At 53.9% G+C, this 19,184-nt stretch carries 11 protein-coding genes; 6 read left to right on the forward strand and 5 right to left on the reverse strand.

Features of this window, described 5'->3' with window-relative positions:
- Positions 1-114: 114 nt before the first annotated feature.
- Positions 115-948 (reverse strand): hypothetical protein, encoded by an 834-nt coding sequence (locus R3C20_14135; protein ID MEZ6041641.1) that lies wholly within the window; start codon positions 946-948, stop codon positions 115-117.
- A gap of 729 nt (positions 949-1,677) precedes the next feature.
- Here R3C20_14135 and R3C20_14140 point away from each other — a divergent pair.
- The 3 genes from R3C20_14140 to R3C20_14150 all read left to right on the forward strand — a co-directional run bounded on the left by R3C20_14140 (position 1,678) and on the right by R3C20_14150 (position 3,956).
- Positions 1,678-2,607: a DUF1559 domain-containing protein gene (locus R3C20_14140; protein ID MEZ6041642.1), complete on the forward strand. Its 930-nt coding sequence runs from the start codon at positions 1,678-1,680 to the stop codon at positions 2,605-2,607.
- Entirely contained in the window at positions 2,601-3,149 is a 549-nt protein-coding gene (locus tag R3C20_14145) for a hypothetical protein (GenBank protein ID MEZ6041643.1), read from the forward strand. Before R3C20_14140 ends, R3C20_14145 begins: the two co-directional genes overlap by 7 nt.
- Before the next feature lie 321 nt (positions 3,150-3,470).
- Entirely contained in the window at positions 3,471-3,956 is a 486-nt protein-coding gene (locus R3C20_14150; protein MEZ6041644.1) for a VOC family protein, read from the forward strand.
- 137 nt (positions 3,957-4,093) lie between these two features.
- Here the strand turns inward: R3C20_14150 and R3C20_14155 are convergent, their stop codons facing one another.
- Both R3C20_14155 and R3C20_14160 read right to left on the reverse strand, forming a co-directional pair.
- Positions 4,094-5,530, reverse strand: coding sequence for a hypothetical protein (locus R3C20_14155; protein ID MEZ6041645.1), 1,437 nt, complete (start codon positions 5,528-5,530; stop codon positions 4,094-4,096).
- Positions 5,531-5,654: 124 nt separating this feature from the next.
- Positions 5,655-9,140, reverse strand: a complete 3,486-nt coding sequence (locus R3C20_14160) for a DUF6797 domain-containing protein (GenBank protein MEZ6041646.1) — start codon at positions 9,138-9,140, stop codon at positions 5,655-5,657.
- 166 nt (positions 9,141-9,306) lie between these two features.
- On the opposite strand from R3C20_14160, the gene R3C20_14165 reads away from it, so the two are divergent.
- The 3 genes from R3C20_14165 to R3C20_14175 all read left to right on the forward strand — a co-directional run bounded on the left by R3C20_14165 (position 9,307) and on the right by R3C20_14175 (position 14,460).
- Positions 9,307-12,225, forward strand: coding sequence for a DUF2235 domain-containing protein (locus tag R3C20_14165; GenBank protein MEZ6041647.1), 2,919 nt, complete (start codon positions 9,307-9,309; stop codon positions 12,223-12,225).
- A gap of 108 nt (positions 12,226-12,333) precedes the next feature.
- On the forward strand, positions 12,334-13,296 hold the full coding sequence (locus R3C20_14170; protein MEZ6041648.1) for a hypothetical protein: 963 nt from the start codon (positions 12,334-12,336) through the stop codon (positions 13,294-13,296).
- Between the two features lie 189 nt (positions 13,297-13,485).
- The gene (locus tag R3C20_14175; GenBank protein MEZ6041649.1) at positions 13,486-14,460 is read left to right on the forward strand and encodes a hypothetical protein; all 975 of its coding nucleotides are present in this window, start codon (positions 13,486-13,488) and stop codon (positions 14,458-14,460) included.
- A 32-nt stretch (positions 14,461-14,492) separates the two neighbouring features.
- Here the strand turns inward: R3C20_14175 and R3C20_14180 are convergent, their stop codons facing one another.
- Both R3C20_14180 and R3C20_14185 read right to left on the reverse strand, forming a co-directional pair.
- Positions 14,493-17,795: a tubulin-like doman-containing protein gene (locus R3C20_14180; GenBank protein ID MEZ6041650.1), complete on the reverse strand. Its 3,303-nt coding sequence runs from the start codon at positions 17,793-17,795 to the stop codon at positions 14,493-14,495.
- A 2-nt stretch (positions 17,796-17,797) separates the two neighbouring features.
- Positions 17,798-19,180 (reverse strand): AAA family ATPase, encoded by a 1,383-nt coding sequence (locus R3C20_14185; protein MEZ6041651.1) that lies wholly within the window; start codon positions 19,178-19,180, stop codon positions 17,798-17,800.
- Positions 19,181-19,184: the final 4 nt, after the last annotated feature.

The raw sequence follows: 19,184 nt of genomic DNA on the forward strand, positions 1-19,184 counted from the left end.
AATTCAGCGAGGGCTTTTTAAGATTGTTGATATTAACTGTCAACATCAACTCTAATGGCCAGCCGGATCAAATTCCTGCGGCTGCAATTTGTCTGAGGCCTGGATAACTTTCGACTACCAGTCAGCCTGAACACCCGACGTTTCGGGAGATTCCGACGTACTTTCAGAGCTGTCATCGGCGGACGCTGCCATTTCCGTCACTCGATTCTGCCAGAAGCTGACAAACTGCCGATCAACACCTCGCCAGCGGCAAAAAGATCCGACGGCCATGTCAATCCAGTCGTGATCCAGCTCCATGTCGGCCTGTTCCGGCAGCACCCCCGAACCCGGTAAAGAGGCGGCAAAATTCAGCCAGCGTGCACTCCAGTCGTCGTTGTCGTCCCCGCTGCGAACCTGATCAACCAGCACAATTCGATTCAGAATGGATCGCAGAATCTCCGGAAGCACCATCGACTGAAATTCACTGGTCTGCACAAGTGCTTTGCGAGACACCAGTCGAGAATTCACCAGCAATAAAGGTTCATCCGAGAAATCCAGACGCCAGACCTCACGTCCCAGGTCCTGCGATTTCACCGGCAGCAGCGGTACACGCAACAACGATTCACGATGGCTGTCCTGCGGATGAATTCGATCCGCAACACCCAGCAACCGACCTCGGGGAACATCTGTCGAAACAATTTTCACCCGGAACCTCAAACCGGACAGTGATCCAAATTCGGACAGTCGACAGTTGGAAGGCACGTCAATCTGTTCGACAGTTCCAAATTCAAACCGGGAAAGCTCAAGCTGCCGGTAGGCTTCAATGACAACTCTCGCCGTTGGTGGAAATTTATAAGACGCTAACTCCAGCCTGGCATGGAAGGTTTCAATGCCACCAATTCCGGTCACGCTGATTTGTACGTGACTGTGTGAGATACGTCGGCGTCCAGTGAAGTTCAGGCGAGGCATGGTGTGATTCGTTCAGGATATTTGCAGGTGCCCCCATTGACACGGGCAACACTGTGCCAGCTACCCAACAACTTTTTCAAGCGCGAATCGGATTTTCCAACCGACAAAAAGCAAGCCAACCTGCCTGGGCCATTCGGTGAGAAAAATTGGCAACCATTTCTCCATTCCCACACCAGAATACGCCAAATCAGCGATGATCACACCAACAGCAGCATTGACCCTACACCCGGTATACAACACTATACGCACCAGTTCTTTTCCACTTACCTTCAGGAGCTCCAAAGATGACGAGTCGAAGTGTCCCCAGGTGAATGCTGGTCGATTTGTGGTCCGATGACAGCGCCATATGCCCTGGGGCAGTCGATGTCGTGACGCCAGGCAATGCGACCGGGCCCGCGTCGTGAGCCTGATCAATGGGACATCCAGTTTCAGCAACAAGTATGTCTCGGGGCAATTGCGTTACGAACCTGTCGGGGGGAAGTTTTCAGTGCTAACAAACTTGGGTGCCTGACGAACTCATCGGGAGACTGCGCAACACCCGTCGCTGACCCGGATGTTCATGCCACGGCGCCAAATTCGAAAACATTTGTGAAGTCAGGACCATGTTAATGGTAACGCTCTGTGAGGACACCAACTGGTATACGAGACCTTGCAGTAGGAACTGACCTGACAACCTTCCGCCGAGGCACTTCTGCTCTCGGCGGAACTTCTGGAATCGGGAGCCAAACAATGAACGACGTCACGGTTTCATCGAGTGCTCGCAGAGGAGTGTCGCTGCCCGAGGTTCTTGTGGTACTGGCCGTGATCGGCCTGCTGACAGCCCTTGTGTTACCCGCAGTGCAGTCGGCGAGGGCAATGGCACGGCGAACCGAATGTTCGAATAACCTGCGACAAATCGGCATCGCAGCCCACCAATATCATGAACAACACGGCTCGCTCCCGCCCTGCAGTGCCGGAGGCTTGTTGTTCAGCGTCCTGCCATACGTTGAGCAGCAGATGCGATTCGAAAACGCTTCCGAATCACTGGCCCACCAGGACTTGGCCAGATCTCATGATATTCTGGGTGGGATCACCACATATATTTGCCCGGACGACATTCTTTGTGATCCCGAAGGTGGGGCAAGTTATGTCCTCAACAAAGGGTCCATACCTCCAACCGAAGAGAGGGCTGGGTTCAATCAGTTCAGTAACGGTGTCAGATTCAGAGAAGTCACGGATGGTCTCTCCCAGACAGCCTTTGTCAGTGAAAGCGTCAACACCGCCTTCGACCTGATGTCTCCGGATCCATATGATGGCCCACGTGGCCTGGGCGTTTGGCTTACCTGGGCCCCGACTCCCTGTGACTTATCATTCAAGTGGATGGCCGATCGCTGTTCAGAGGATGCGGATGCACGACCGGCGGACTACGGAAGTTCCGGCGGACGAGTGCTGTCGCTTACCAATGGATATAATCATGCCCTGCCACCCCATCGAGGCTCCTGTTTTTCAGGAACGAATCCCTGCTTTATCGATGTAATATCGGCCGTCAGTGGACACATTGGAGGCGTCAATGTCCTTCTGGCAGATGGATCGGTCAGGTTTGCTTCCGCCTCAATTGATCGCGATCTGTGGACATCCATTGGAACCATCCACAACGGAGATCAGGTGACCGAATGGTAAGAAGACATACAACCTGGATCGTCTTTGCTGTGGTTGTGCTGGCCGGTTTGTATTGGACATTTCGAGACAGGGGACCTGCACCGCCTTACATTTTTTATACGAAGCCGTTAACAGGACACTTGTCCCCTCCTGATGTAGACGTTCCTGTTGAGCCACTGGCAGGCAAAGTCGTCATCAAGCTGGGTGATCAGGAATGCGGACCGCAGCCAATTCACCTGAAATCCAATACGAAGGTGGACGTCTCCGGGTTTCTCGTTCCCGCGGAAGAGTTAAACAATGGAAGGTGTATCGAGTCGGTACAGCTGGGTATTGCTTACAAAGATCGAAACCGTTTGGGCTGGTCCGTTGGACAGGAAGTGGGCCTCGGAGGGCCTGGCACCTGCGAGTATCCAGGCGGGCCACTGACGCGCCACATTGAGGGCGCCTGGCAGATTCCGGAAGTGACGGGAGAAGCCTGGATTATCGTTCTTATATCCGTCACGGAATCCGGAAAGATCAGGCCGTGGCACACCGCTGCGACGTTTCCCGTAGTGTTCGACTAGAACGTCATCGTGGCCAGACAACAACAATCCGCTGTGTAATGAACAAGAAGCGATGAAATTCAAATCCATTGCTGCTGGTTCGGGCTGACCCAATGCAGGCAATTTGCTGACACCATCAAAACAGTTTCGATCGATGCTCTCCCGGAATGGAGGTTTTCCGCACTTATCATGTAATGATTCTGCCAATGCTGCGTCCAACCCCATAGCGGCACGATCCAGAAGCCAGCGCACAACGGATGCCTGGTGACACTCACTGGCTGAAACTGTTGCCTTCGCTGGATCGAGGAACACAGGCCCAACGTCAGACAGGCAGAGTTCGATATGCAGGCAGTCCCTCCGATCACTGGTATTTCAGAAATCGTGTTAAGCGTCAATGACCTGACAGAGATGCGGGACTTCTATGTCCGAGTCCTGGGGTTTCGATTGCACAGCCAGTTGTCGCTGGAGTCACTGGTTCCGGATCCGGATGGCGTTCCGACAATCGCTTTCCTGAGTATCAGTGAAACGCAAACCCCTCTGGGACTTGCTGGACATCCACAGCTCTTTGTCCTGATCGACCATCGCCGCCATGTCCACGCAAGAAAGCGATTTGCCGGACATGATGTCTCACGGTCGACGCTCAATCATCTGGCGTTTGAGATTCCTCCTGAGTCCTTCGGGCAGCACGCCAAACGACTTTGCGACCTCGGGATTGAAGTTTCGTATGCCAGTTTTCCGGCGATGAATGCAAAGGCCGTCTTTTTCAAGGACCCGGAGGGAAATGTTCTGGAACTGATCTGCCATCACCCGGCTTCGATCCGGAGCTAGCCGCCCATTGAAAAACCGGGTCAGGCACGCAGGACGACTGGAAACCATCACGTTTTAAGGTCTCCTGCTCGAGCCAGTCCCGCTTTTCAACTGGCTGTTAGGTTAGCCGTTCGGACTGGATCAATGTTCGAGGTCAATTACTCTTCTGATGGAACCGTCAGAGTAACTTTAGCCTGATAGATTAGCCCCCAGTCTTTTCGGCGCTGGTAACTTTCAAGAACAGTCGACAGGCGGCAGTCAATGCGATGCTGGCTCTGCTGGCCATTCACGGAGACGTTCACAGGCCGCGAAAAATCGACCATCGCCGGATGCAGCCAGACAGAAAATCGGCGAACGTTTTGCGTTTCGACCACGAGATGATTATCAGACGCAATACGTGCATCAACCAGGCCGGCCTTCACCGCACGTCGGCTCAGATGAAAGCTTTGCTTGTGAAAATCCTCCGATGATTCTCCAAAAGCAGGTCGAGGGCCCGTGATCTGAACCTGATCGAATTCAATTGTTCCGTCGCCGGATTTGTGAATCGTGATCCAGCGGCAATGAGGTGACGGAGCATCGCTGTCTGCATTCCATCCACGTGGAGAGATGGCGACAACACGTTTAGCAAACGGGTCTCGTCGCGGTGTCACAATCCAGTCCGCGAAACGCGACATCGCAACCTTTGCTCCACGAATGGCATGATTGCCTTCATCCTCCACATACTCATGCGGCAGGCCGAGTTCCGAGAGCCGCTGTGTGGCCGCCCGGGCGTAAAAAACATCCGTAAAACGAGGCCGTCCAGCCGTTTCGTTCTGCTTCGCGGGTGCGGCATCGTAAACACCATGTCTCAGAAATAACGGCAAACCGGTCCATGCCTGCCATCGCATGGTCTTCCATGCGCCGGAGAAAACGAAACCTCCAGCCAACTGATCACTCAGTCGTTGGCAAAGATGATAGGCACCGAATCCTCCCATTGAGTATCCACCGAGAAATACGCGATCGCCATCGATGTTGAAACGAAATCGGCACTCCCGAATTACATCGGCAATAGATTCGTCTGCTCCCTGCACGTTCCATCTCGCCCCTGTGTTTTTATTCACGGGTGCTGATGGTGCTGCCAGAATAAAAGGACGATCGGCGAGGTATGGCTGCAGGCCAATGCTTTGTGGGTCATCATCCGGATGCGTCACAATATGCAGCGCATGTTCTGGTGGAGTCTGGCCGCCACCGCCATGCATGAAGATGACCAATCCAAACGGCTGAGAGGGCTTGTAACTCTGTGGAACATAGAAGTGCAGCAGGTCACCGGTATGTCTATCCATCAAATCCGGGTGCCGGAACGATTGGTTCGCCATCACGCCTGTCACCGCCTGACGATCGACGGGTTCAGACCGAGACAGTCGATCAACGATCTTATTGACGACAACCGGATCGCGGTCAGGCGTATCCAGTACTTCCATGGTTTCTCTGGTCAGGAGATCCGGATTTCCGCCAGCAACCAGATATCGCTGACACGCAGCAAGAAGATCGGTATCGTCGGCCCAAACAGACTGCCATGGCAGCATCAGAGACATGAGAACAAGAACAGACTTCATTAACATTTCCGGGTGCCTGATCCTGTCGTGGCAAATCAGCATGAAAACGGTCCGTCTGGCCTGAGCGTTTCCATCTGCAAACTCACACCATTATCAAAGATGGGCCTGATGATGGGATGGAACTTCATTTTCGAAAGACTTCGTCCTGGTCATTGGCACCGGACTGGATATATGCCAGAAGATCCAGAATCTCGTCGCGGTCGAAAACCATGAGTAGTCCTTCGGGCATTGTTGAACGATCGGATGCAAGGATTTCGTCAATATCACTGCGAGCAACAATGGTCTTATGGTCAGGGATAAGCGGATTGGTGACCAGAGTAACGGAGGTGTCGCTGGAGTCGGTCATCAAGCCTGTCAGAGTACGGCCCTCGTTGGTGACAACAATCCATGTCTGGTGCTGCTTGCTGATCTCAGCAGATGGCTCCAAAACCTGTTGCAGCAATTTTGCCCCACGGAACCGCTCACGGACCTTGCTGAGATCTGGTCCAAGCGCCGAAGTGATCGAACCTGATAACCCAGAGTCGTCTGAGCCGATGCGATGGCATTTAACACAGCCTGCCTGAACGAAAACAGCTTTCCCATTTTCATAAGACCGCGACGTCATCGTTTCTGCAGCATCGCTCAATTCCTGCAGTTGCCAGTTCCGGACAAACCGACGAACCGGGGCATCCGTTTCTTCGGGCATGGGCTGGTCATCCGGAAGAACAAACAATGTGCCTCGCATCACTCGCGAATGCCCAGGGTAGGTGCAAATGATTCGATACTCGCCCTGTTCTTCCGGAGCCTCAAAGTAGACGGTATATTGATCCAGCGGATTCAGGATCGGTGAGAAACAGATTTCTGCCGAATCCTGCGGCACATAGTGAGTTGCAATGGCACGCGGATTACTGGCCAGCATCATCGCCTTTTCCGCAAACGCATCAGCAGAGTCAGCCTTAACGATTGCAATGTTATGGGGCATGCTGGGATCAGTGTTGTGAAACGTCAATGCCACACGTCTGCGCGGTGCAATGCGTAGTCGACGGGGTTCATACTGTAGACCGGGGATGGCCGAAATCGAAAGTTTGGTTGCCGACTGCACCCATCCAAAATTGGTTCCATATTGATCCTGCGCTGACAGTCTGGGGTCGAGCGCGAACTTTTCGGCGACTGGAAAATCGGGGTCACGTCGTTTCGCAATCAGTTCGTACCCTTCGAATTCTGTAAACGCTGGACCCAGTTCAAATATGGACGTATAGGCATCCGGCGTAAACATTTGCCCGTCCGAATTTCGAAGACGCATGTGCAGATGAAACTGCATGACAGGATGAAGCTCAGGAATCTCCAGAAACACAGACTGCTGATCGGACAGCACGTGTACGGATTCCACCCTCACAAAGTCGTGCGCCTGTCGTCCGGGGTCTTTGACGGAATACTCCGGAGAACCGTACGCAGCACTGTAGAGATAATTCCATTGCTGACAGAAGACATTGGAAAGCTGAACCGAATCTGCGTCGATCTTATCGCTGAATCGCACCAGAAGGCCGTTGTTTCGCGCTTCGACGGATGTTGGCAAGACCACGGGGCGACCTGTATAACGAATTCGCTGGAGGCAGCCGTTCTTCTGAGCGTAACTTTGCCAGCCGCTTGTGCCGGCAACGTAGATACAACCGTCGTACTGATTGAAGCTCAGTCGACACGCGCCACTTTCAAATTCTCCGGGCATCGGCACGATTCCGCCCTGGTATTTTCCGTTCACAACTTCGCGAAGAACAACATAGTAACTGCAGTCGCCAAAGGACGTGCCGATCGTCGCGCCTGAAAGCGGACCCAGGCGACGGTCCTGTGGAAGAAAAGCGAGTTCACCAGAAGAATTATCAACGCCCCGGGGCAGAAAGCACAGAGGCAAGTCATATCCGTACTTGCCAGTTCCATCGCGAGGTCCATTGAAGCCGTGATAGCTTCCGTTACGGACTTCAAATATCGCAGAAGCAGGTGTCCAGGTCCCCTCCTGAACGGTCGCGTAGACAACAGATCCGTCTGAAGAAACTCCTATGCCATTGGAATTGCGAAGACCGGTAGCAATCGACGCGGGCTTTGTCGAAACCGGATCGTGAAACGCATCTTTCAGCATCGTGACGCCAAAGTTTTGTGCCGCCGTGAACCAGTATAGATTCCCCATCTGATCCTGCTGCAGCGATGTACAAAAGTCGTGACCAGGCGTTGTGGGGTAGTCGTTGGTCAGGCATTCGTAGAAGTCCGTTTCCAGATCTCCATTCAAATCATGCAGTCGCGTCACCTGATCTCGACCAAGTACAACGATCTGGTCGTTATGCACGACCAGACCAAGTGGCTGATAGAACCCGGCGGCAATGCGCTGCCAGTGAATTTCTTTCAGATCATCCCCTGAAGATGTCACCAGCCAGACATCACCAATCAGCGTGGAAACAACGATTCGTCCATCGCTGAGCGATCCAATCCCACAAAGACGCATGGGTGTCCGAAAAGGATTTTTTTCCCCGAACGGCACCGTCAGCGTGTCGATCGCATATCCGTCGCCGGCACTTCCGGGGACACCCGTTGTCGTTACGGTCTGTGAGACCCATTGGCCGGCCCCGCCTTTTGCCAGCTCCGCTAATTCCACAACATCCGCTAATTCAACGGCGGTCCCTGGCGAAGCAGCGTCAATGATGGGCTCGATGGAAAGCTCCAGTTGCACCAACGTTCCTGAGTCCGGCGTTTCATTGGTCGAACGCGTAAATTCGACGACCAGATCGTTGTCTGATGCGACAAGCTGACTGTTAAGACTGTGAGCCTGCGTGACAACCACCATCGAATCGTCCGAAATCCGTGACGAATACACGAGTGGACCGGAAGTACCAACCCCGGCTTCCTTCCGTTGCCTTCCCATCACCACATCATTTCTGCAGGTCATCAGTTTCAGATGAACACCTTCGCCCAAGGTCTGATCGCTCCGGATTGTTCGAATCAGCCTTCCGCCATGGAACGTCATAGCATCCAGCAGGCGAGCAGAACCCACACGATACTGGAATACGACGGTCGTTCCATTGCGGAAAAAACCTTCATACCGCGCCTGCGTCTTTTCCGGCAGATGCCAGCCGCTCTGATTCAGACCAATCCACTGTCGGCCCTTCGCCTGTACTCCGCCAATCACACCAAACCGGCTGACACCCCACTGCACGAAACCGTCCTGCCATGTATCCACAAATGACATTTTTTCCGGATCGAACAGCACCGTGGTGGAGGAGTCTTTGTCAACATGAACAGCCACTCCTTTTGTCGTCGCTGTCCCAAAATGATTGATCACCTGTCGAACAACATTTCCCGTATCAACGTCGTTCAGTGTATGGTCAAAATTGACCTCTTCGGGGTTTTGTCCCCAGTGTCCGAATGCGCCGCCATCCAGTCCCGGGAACTGCGGGATCAAATCCGGAATTTGATCTGCATCCAGAAGTTGCTCCGCCTGATGAAAGTAAAAGCTCTTCAGGCGATTCTGTGGAAACGGTTTCAATGGCTTCGTCACATCCTGCGCTGACAGGTCCGCAGAAAACCAAACCAGAATCCCGGAAACAACGGACATCGCACAGCGATGAGTAGCAGGCCAGCCCATTTCCATCCTCAATAATACAAACGCACAGCACAAACGATCGTCACATGACGAGTTGCCGCCCGGGCCTGAATCGCGATGTCAACCGTTCCCTGGGGAGCGACTCACTTGACCCCGCACCTAAAGATAGATGCAATGGCTGAACTCATCCGCACAAGAAGGGCCAATCATGACAAGCAGCGCTGAGAATACCAACCTTCCAAAAAACAAGTCGATTATTATTTGTTCCGACGGAACGGGGAATGTCGGTGGAAACGCAGCTCCCACAAATGTCTGGCGAATCCACAAAGCCGTCAGGAAACTGACAAAGGAGAAAAACGAGCGACAGATACTGATCCATCAGGATGGAGTCGGGACCTCCACCTTTCTGCCGCTGGAAGTCATCGGGAAGGCCATCAGTTTTGGAATCACCAGCAATCTGGAACAGCTCTACGCTCGATTGATGGAAGTTTACGAACCGGGCGACCGTATCTATATGTTCGGCTTCAGCCGCGGAGCATTCACCATCCGGACTCTGGCGTACATGCTTCATGTCTGTGGATTGGCAGATAAGCGAGATCGAGACAGTCGGCAGCTACACACAATTGATCGCATCCGCGAAATCTCAAGAAAAGCAGTCATCGCATACAAGTGCCGCCACGTTATCGAGTCCGCCGGGCCGGATTCTCCCGCAACAACGGTTGCCGACCAGTTTCGAACAACATTCGGGGTTTCCGCAGACCAATCCGATCTGGACAAGAGCCACGAAATTGGTCGCGTTCCCATCAGTTTCGTTGGTGTGTGGGACACTGTTGCCGCGGTGGGACTTCCATTCGAAAACCTGACGCAGTGGCTATTCGGCTTCTGGTGCCGGGTGATCAAAAGGCCCGCCTTTCGCTGGCTGACACTGACGACGCTGAACTTCCATCGGCCACCAAAGACAAGCTGGAAGGAATGGAAGGATGATGATCTGCATCCAGGTATCCAGAGCGCATTCCACGCCATTTCAATCGATGACGAACGCGAAACGTTTCGACCACTCCTGTGGCTGGAGTTCAACAGGGACGGCTCACGCAAGAAAAACACGGTGAAACAAGTCTGGTTCCCGGGTGTTCATGCCAACGTTGGAGGCGGTTACGCAAAAGACCAGTTGGCCCATGTTTCGCTCGTCTGGATGATCAGACATGCCGAAGCCGCCGGTCTTGAATTCGACGAGACCCTCAAGGCAACTTATGAACAGGAGGCCGATCCGCTCGGCACACTACACGATTCGCGAGCGGGACTTGCCGTCTATTATCGATACCGGCCTCGCGTGATCGAACAATTCGCCAAAGAAGTCGGTATCGACGGAAGTAGTTACGTTGATGCCAGCGGAAGACAACAGCACAACTTGCCGTTTATTCATCACAGCACGCTGGCTCGCATCGAAAACTTTGGCCTGGATTACGCCCCTTCCGGAATCCCCGGGCCGAATCAATACGAGGAAGAATCCGAAGCATTCGTGCCCCTGATCAAGCCCCTTGATGTTGGGGAAACAACGAAATCGTTCGGACCGGAAATCACCGTCAACGGAGTTCCCGTCGGAGAGATCACTGCCGAGAACTTCACGAAAGCGGCGAGGCAATCGGCTGGCCGTGAAATGCTGAATCCATCAGAACAACGCTGGAGACAGAACTTCGGTCCGAATAACCGTCCAGGGACGTACAAAGCACTGGAGTCCATCGATCCTCCCGTTGCCGGTTTCGCAGCAACACCCCCTTTGTCCGGGTCGCTTCCTGGCGAACCGCCACTGGACGTGGAGGAACTGGAAAAAGCTGTCAGCAAGTACCGCCAACTGGCGGCTGACTACACAGCCGGCTACGTCATCATCAGGAGGTCATGTTATTACGCATGGATTGTGCTTTCGATCATCGCCATTGCCATTGGGCTATTTTGGCAGCCGGGGCAAGCCACCAACTGTCTCTCATGGGCAATCGATCGTGCCAACCAGTCGCTGTACGGCCTGATTGCGGTCACCGTCGATAGCGCGCGTGCTCTTGCCACCTGGCCTGTGGAAGCTGCCCTGGGGCGAGGGATCGCCCTGGAAATAGTGACGATGCTGTTTTCACCAGTTCCGCTCATCGTACTGACACCCCCGCTGGTTGCGTTTGTGATTCTCAGTCTTCGATCCCGGCGACGGGTTCAGTATCCAGCGGAACAGCATACGAGTGCTGCTCTTGCATTATTTGGACGTACGATGGTCATCATGCTTATCGCATGGGTCACACGGCCAGCCATCGCTCTCGTCGTGGAATGGATCGCACCAGGTTTTGTCGAACCACTCCTCCATGGCGTCTTCGGATCACCGATTATTTTCACCTTCTTGTCGGGGGCACTGTACCTGACAAATCGCCTCAACAACCTCTGCTGCGATCGGATTCGTGAATGGAATGTCCTGTCCTGGAGATACTCTCGCCATGAGAAAGAAGTTCGGCATCCGGATGTGGATAGATTTGATCGCTGGGCTCAGAAGCTTCAGAGAATCATCAGACATCGCCATGGAGTTTTCGGTAAGGCGAGCGACCTGCTGGGACGGTTCGTGGTGCCAGCGGTCGGGGTTGGCATCCTGGTCGCGGTCTTTTCTTACCCCGTTTGGATTACCATCAAAGACGTGCTCATTCGCATTCGCCTGCAAAGGCACGACTCTGCGGCAGCCGCGGCAGCCCAAACCGTGACAAGTCCTGCGAATAATCAATCCGGGTCTCCTGAACCATTCATCGTCGAAGGCTCAGCTGTTCTGGCAACAGGGATGTACCTTCGCGCTGGTCAGGTCTATGTCGGACGCTTCGAACAACCATCCTGGCAGGACGGTGATTATCACGCTGGGAAAGAGGGCGTTGAATACGAGAATCGGGCAATGAAGCTGGCGGGACCACTCCGGCGAATGAGCACCAAATACATGACATTGTGTGGATGCATGAATGATCCAACCGCACCCGCATTTCTCATCAGAGACCAACAACCCTTTTCACCACCTTCTGATGGATACTTGTTCCTGTTCGCAAACGACGTTCCGGGATTTTACTTCAACAATACCGGAGAGTTGAGGGTGACAATTCAGCCCCTTTAGAGGATCATGGCTGCGTGCATCTTCCGGGCCACACGGCAAAAGCATCTGACAGGCAGACGATGCTTCACCGCGTAGAAAAATCGCAGGGCACGTTTCAGGGGCCGTTCGATGAATCAAATCAGTCGCCGTCAATTCGGGCTTTCAACTGCTGCAGTACTGGCAGGATATGGCTTCTCCATTCCTGCATCACGGCTGGAGGCCGGGGAACCAGCGATCGAACAGCAGCGACTGGTGGAACTTGGTCTGAACGCTCTGAGCCGCGCGGCAGATATGAGTTACTTTGCTGACGGACATCGCGGGGCAGCAATGATCTCGGCTCATCTGCTTTGTGTGGACAACAAGTTGGATGATGTGGCCTCAGCCCGTATTGTGCAGCTCTTCGATTTGAACTGGGCGGGGACAAAGTTGTGCCAGTCTTTTCCCAGGGCAGATCCTGTTGACGATGCCGCGCAGCAAATCGGCAAAGCGCTGGCGAACGGAAACGGTGTACTGCGAGAAGTCGGACACGATGCCATCTTTGCAATGCATGCGATCAAGGCAATTCGGTTGATGCCTCAACTGGCAACGGCTGAACGCGTCGATGGAGTGTGTCGGTTAATCAATGCCATCAAGCCCTGGCGCGATGTCGAACCTGCGGCCAATGTCAATCCACCGCCGTTTAGCGACATCGAAGCCGCGTCTCGATTCGTCCTGAAAGAAGCCAGTGACGCGATCGATCGCTTTATTGGGTTTGGACAGGGCTTTGCCGGACACATGCTGACGTTTGGTCAGTCCCTGATTGAGCTCGCAGAAATGGGTGACGTCGAATGGGCCGAAAGCTGCCGAACAGCCTTCCGAAAATACGTGACCGTGACGCGCAGTGGCCCCCAGGCCGGGGATCGCAGGATTGCCGATCATCGATTCAGCAAGCTGCGTCCGAATGAAGCCGAATACTGGGAAAAACGGGGAGAAAAAACACTAGGCATCGGCCACGTGTTCAAGTACCCGTATGCCTACTACGAGCTGGCCGCCCGCGCGAATTCGCCCGAGATCATCGCCGAATTTGAATCCAAAGCGTGGCACGTATTCTGATCGGCCTGAATGCAGGCGAGACTCACCTGGAAGCCATCTGACAATCGGCAGATTCTGCCGGTCCGGGAAAATGTCTCCTGCACGTGTCCGTTGTCCGGCCAGCAGGTCACAAACTGATCTCGGGAAGGTCAATCGATTCTGCCACAATGAGGGAAATCTTCATCTGCCTGGCATTCCCGGAGCCCCTTCGTGCAGCTTCACAATACCCAGCCAAGTATTGCTTCAATATTCCGGCATTCTCTTCAGGTCAGTATCGCACTGATCATTTCCGCCTGCGCGGGCTGTGCGACGGGTTCGTATCATTTTGGTCGCGCTGAACACTATCGAACCAGTGATGAACTACAGGCTCGGACAGGCCCTCAGATCGAACGCGGCGAACCCAATGTGGTGGTCGATTCAGTGGGCTGGGTATTTGGAATTCCCAACAAGATTCTGCTTTTTGATCGTCGTGTTGAAAATCACAACATTGATCAACAAACGGAAACAGCCATTGCCGGCTATCTGGCTCAGAACGAGCTCAGCAGTGTGAAGGTACGTCTGAATCAGTACCGCCCCGGCGACGACTGGAAACGGCTCGTTGCCAACAAATCGGTCGGCGCGGGATGGAAGTACACACTTGGAACGATGAGCGTCCTCGGCGAGACACTGTTTCCCGGACGCCTCATTGGCGGCGACCACTTCAATCCGTTTACAAACACAATCCATCTCTATTCAAACATTCCCTCTATCGCATACCACGAGGGAGGGCATGCCAAAGACTTTGCCAAAAGAGAATGGAAGGGCACGTATGCAGCAGCCTATCTGATCCCGGGCGTTTCACTCTACCACGAACGTCTGGCGACGCAGGATGCCATTGACTACGTCACTGTGAATGGTGACCGTGGTCAGCAAAAAGAGGCCTACGAGATCCTTTATCCAGCCTATGGATCCTACGTCGGCAACGTGATATCGGGCTACATACCCTTTGGATATGTTGGCGGTGTCATCGGCGGGCACATCGCTGGTCGAATCAAATCTCGCAATCTGCCGAACTCCGATCAGCGTTCGCTCTACAGTCAGAGCTGGCAGTCTGAAGCCGTCTCCCCAAATTCCAGCGACCATGCCGTTCTGCGTGTCAGTCAGGAAGTGGAACATCCGCCAACGACACGAAGCGCCGAGTGGTGACGTCGCCTGTCAGACGTTCTATGACGGGCGTTCTACCATGCGACATCTTTTCGAGTATGTAGGCGGTCTGACATTTCTTCGACATTGGGTCGAAGGTGGGTCAGGGCATCTATGACGGCGGGAATGACAATCGATGAACCCTCGTAGAAGGCCGAAACCTGTGTCCCCTTCGACGATTCAACCTGAACACATTCCCCGAACTCTGCCTGAAATCGGGATTTCCACGTGTCCTGAGCAGCACTTTCAGGAATCAGACTGAGCACACGGTGACCTCCGCCGACGTTGCTCAGAACAGGCCTCGCATTCGCCGGGAAATTCTCGCGAACTGTCGGCATCGACTCTGTGTCATTATCGCCACTGTTAATCTCAGATTCGCGATGCATCATCAGGAAGCTGGAGGCATCCGAAAGCAGAATTCCCTGAGCTTTGGCCGGCGTCACAGCCTGTGTCAGCAGAGCACCAATTCGAAATTGTCCCGAGGCGGCCAGATACTGATCGAAGGCCGCCACGACGGACTCGCTCATTTCCGAATTTGTATTGCCGTTCATCGTCAATCCGCCGGAAATTGTCAGCAGTTGGTCTCGCAGCTTTTCCATTGTGTCGCGGCGTTGTTTTTCAACAAATTCCCGCAGGCTAACCAGGTGTCCAATGACACATTGGCAAACCGTCTGACACGTCATCAGCATGCAGTACTGCTGGCAGAAATTCTGGGGAGCCAATTGTGATGTGGTCGTGCTTTCGCTCTCGACCTTTCGCATAAACGTTTCGCAAAGCTCACTGAAAGACTGCTGGATGTCTGTCTTCTGAGAGGTACAGGCTGCAATCGCTGCCTCAACCCGACTGTAGCAGCTTTCCAGGGTGTAACGGGCATTCCACACCCGATGAGGCTGGTCGACAACTTCGGATAAATGTGAGGTGATCTTTTTGTACGACTGCTGCAGTCGAGCGATAAGACCCTGCCGCACCGTTTGGGTGATGCGGGCGACCGAGTCCATTGACTGCGAAGTACTGGACGCATCGTGCGTGATAGTTTCCGCGAGCTTCGACGCCAGGTCTGTCAGATCCGATTCCGATCGAATATTTCCGCAAATCCGACGCCAGACATCATTTGCATAGATTTCAATTCGCTTTGCGATCTCACCTCGCAACAGTGTCGGCATGAACTCAAGGATCTGGCTGTTGGTTAGTGACAGGGACTGAAACAGCTGCTCCAGTTCGGGCGATCCTTCCCGACCGCAGCCCGAAACATCATGGTGGTCGTCACTTTCCGAGTTCGTTGCCTTTTCAGGACTGTTGCCAAACGCGGCAGCCCACCGACGAATACACTGATGTGCCAATCGTTCTGAATCGGCACTCGCATCGCGCCAGGTTTCGATATCGATTGCGGAATATCCAATGGTATGCAGTGTCAGTTCTGAAGCCGCGCTGGCTGAATCGGCATCATCTTCTTTTCGCCATGTTTCGAGAATTGCCCGATGCGGAGACATGGACCATGTCCGGAGATACTCAGCCACACGTTCCACATGACGGTCATAATCTGCTGTTGTCAGATCGTCGCCCATATGCACAAACCAGGCCGCGTCGAGTGGTCTGGCCACGGTCCCGGATGCTCGAATATCTGCAGGCAGGTCTGCTCCAGGGAGCCCGTAAAGTTGCAACTCTTTCAGAAAACAAACAGAGTTTGCATCCTGTGCATCCGTATTCCGCCCCCCGGCACTGGTGCCGTGAAGCAACATGCCAAGGATTCGTGGATTGTGGTGAAGCCCGTTCATCCGCAGGATGCGTCGCAGGAGGAATCCCATATCCAGCAACATTCCGCTGGAAGTGCCGCCGGCGGTCGAACCAACAAGACAGACGTCAATTGAGTCTTCGTCGAACTGCCAGCCCGTTTGCTCGGAACTCTTCGCAGCGTTTCCTTCCACGATCAGTTCCCCAATCGCGGCCGTAATTACGTCGCGCACCTTTGACTGATGATCAATCAGCGCAAGTCGCCCCAGGGGGCGCATCCCTTCGACGTTTCCCGAACGGGGAATGTTGAAGAGCCATCTTCGGCTCAACCATGTCAGATGCTCATCGGCGACTTTGCGGTACTGCTGCGTCGAGCGAAGTGGGATCGCCACTTCCCGGAAAGGCAGATGTTCCTGCTCGCTCAAGCCGTTCTGAATCTGTCGAATGACGTCAGAGTCTGAATCAACGACAACAAAGCCAACCGTCGAGAGCTGAGTACTACAGAACTGTTCATGCAGTTTCTGATGCAGGCTACTGAGGATCTCTGCTCCAAGGCCACCGACGCCGATGAAAAGTGTGGGCCGATGACGTATCCCCTGGTCCGGAGCCACCAGTGGAAGTTGTCTGGATGGACGAAGTGGCGTCGACTGAGTCGTGCCTACCAGACCCGGCTCAACCACTTTGGTCAGGCTGTTATCCTGATCTCTGAGCGGCATTGCGGGCAGTCGATTCGACGGGCCACCTCCCGTCCGGCGTTTTGCCAGTTCATCGACGAACTGTCGGCAACCGGAAAAGCGACTATTGGCATTCTTGGACAAAGCACGCGCGACAACACTTCGATCACCGTTGCTCAATGATGAGAGATCCGGCTTACTGTGCAGATGCTGGGCTGTCAGCTGAGCGGCGGTTCGCCCGTTGAATGGAGGCACACCCGTGAGCATCGTTTGGTAAACGATTGCGAGGCTGTACTGATCACTGCTTCGCGTCGCGCGGCCTTCAAACAATTCAGGCGGCGCGTACAGCGGTGTGAATCCGCTCACAAGGGATGCTCGCGAGATCGCAACATTCTTCGTGAGACCGAAATCACCGACTTTGGCATGCGTTCCCTGGATCAGAAGATTCTCTGGCTTGATGTCCAGATGTTGCAGACCGTGGTGCTCGGACATGAAATCCAGGGCATCCGCCGCATCGCGCAGAAATCCGATCAGTTCATCCCGTGGAATCCCGCGGCCACCAGCCGCGATGATATCGCTGAATCGTTTATCGAGACTGCAGTCTGCCAGTTCTGTAACGACAATTAACCTTCCACCGATGAGTTCTACTCGTTCGACATTCAGCAGAAACGGATGCCGCAATTCGCGCATCAGGTTCAGAGACTTCATTTCGGTTTCGGCCTGCGGCCCGTCCACCTTGCCGAACAGGATCTTGACGGCTTTTGGAAAACCGCCCGGGCCGATGGCTCGCCAGACTTCGCCGTAGCCGCCAACCCCGATGCAGTCCTGAAGTTCATACCCTGCAATAATGCGCTCACCCGCAGCCAGCGCTGTCCCCGGTTCGCGAGTATCACCTCCAACAACGGCAGTAGAAACGATCTCCGTGTTCGCCATTCTCAGTTACTCCCAGGCAGAGCTGCGTGTTGTGGCAGGTCGCCTCGATCCTGCGTTTCCGGATTGAAATCCCTGGTTTTTACGCGTGTGAAGAAGCAGCTTGAGACCGCATCAAAGTACTCAGGTAACATCTCGAAGGGATGATCATGGTACGTGCAGTAATTTCGCACCTGAAGAAGAATGTCTCTGGCATGACATCTTCGAAGTGGTCTGCCCTGATCGCGATAATAAGTCTTCAGCAAGTGGTCGACAGCGTTTCGGTCGTAGCCGCAACCCATACGGTCGGCTGCGATCTGAAACAGCAAATGAAACTCTGTTTCATCCGGATCTCGAACTTCGATGCGGTACGGTATTCGTCGCAGGAAAGCTTCGTCCACCAGTTCCGATGGATCAAGGTTTGTTGAAAAAATGATCAGCTGTTCGAACGGTACCTGGATTTTCTTGCCAGATGACAGAGTGAGAAAATCGTGACGATTCTCCAGCGGGATAATCCACCGATTCAGCAGGTCCGTTGGTGAAATCCTCTGACGTCCGAAGTCGTCGATCAGCAGACAGCCACAATTGCTTTTCATTTGCAGCGGGGCTTCACTGATTCGTGTCGCGGGATCGTGGCGGATTTCCAGGTTATCCATGGTCAATTCGCCACCGACGACAACTGTCGGACGGCGCACCCGAACCCAGCGACGATCATACGGCGCGGTGTCCCCTGTTGGTTCCACAATTTCGTGGTAGGACGGGTCGTAGACAGTAATGATGTCTCGACCATCAATAATCGAATACGGAATCCAGATTTCCTGGCCGAAACAGCTGGTGACACAGTGGGCCAGCGTGGATTTCCCGTTCCCCGGTGCACCGTACAGAAACAGACCGCTGCCAGAGTTCACCGCCGGTCCGAGCATATCAATCAAATCTTCGTTGATCGACACGTTATAGAATGCATCTCGCAATTCCGCCCGACGTATCGGTTCGTCGCAGATGGCCTGTGCTTCAACAGAGATTACGTAATCGGTAAGTGGCACAGGTGCATGCCCGGTGTAGCCACATTCGGCATAAAAGACCTCGGCCCGTTTCCGGCCCTCGTCCGTCAAACCATAAATGTAATCGTTCAGGCTTGCGCTGCCGCAGTGGAGAACAAGCCGTCGTGACTTCAGCCGTTCCAGTACACCTTCTGCAATGCGGAAGGGTATGCTCGATTCCGTCGCGACCTGTCGACCTGTCATGTTGCCGGTTGAAAGCAGCAGGCGGCAAATCAGTGCTTCCACAAATGGATCGCTTAAACCCATCTCCTGCAGACTTCGCGGGTCTGTGGGCCAGAAGCTTTCACCCGCCATTAACGCTGACAGCAGGCTGGCGTCTCCGGCGTTTATCTTTGCACTACGTGACATTAAC

The organism is Planctomycetaceae bacterium (genome assembly GCA_041398825.1).
Taxonomy (GTDB): Bacteria; Planctomycetota; Planctomycetia; order Planctomycetales; family Planctomycetaceae; genus F1-80-MAGs062.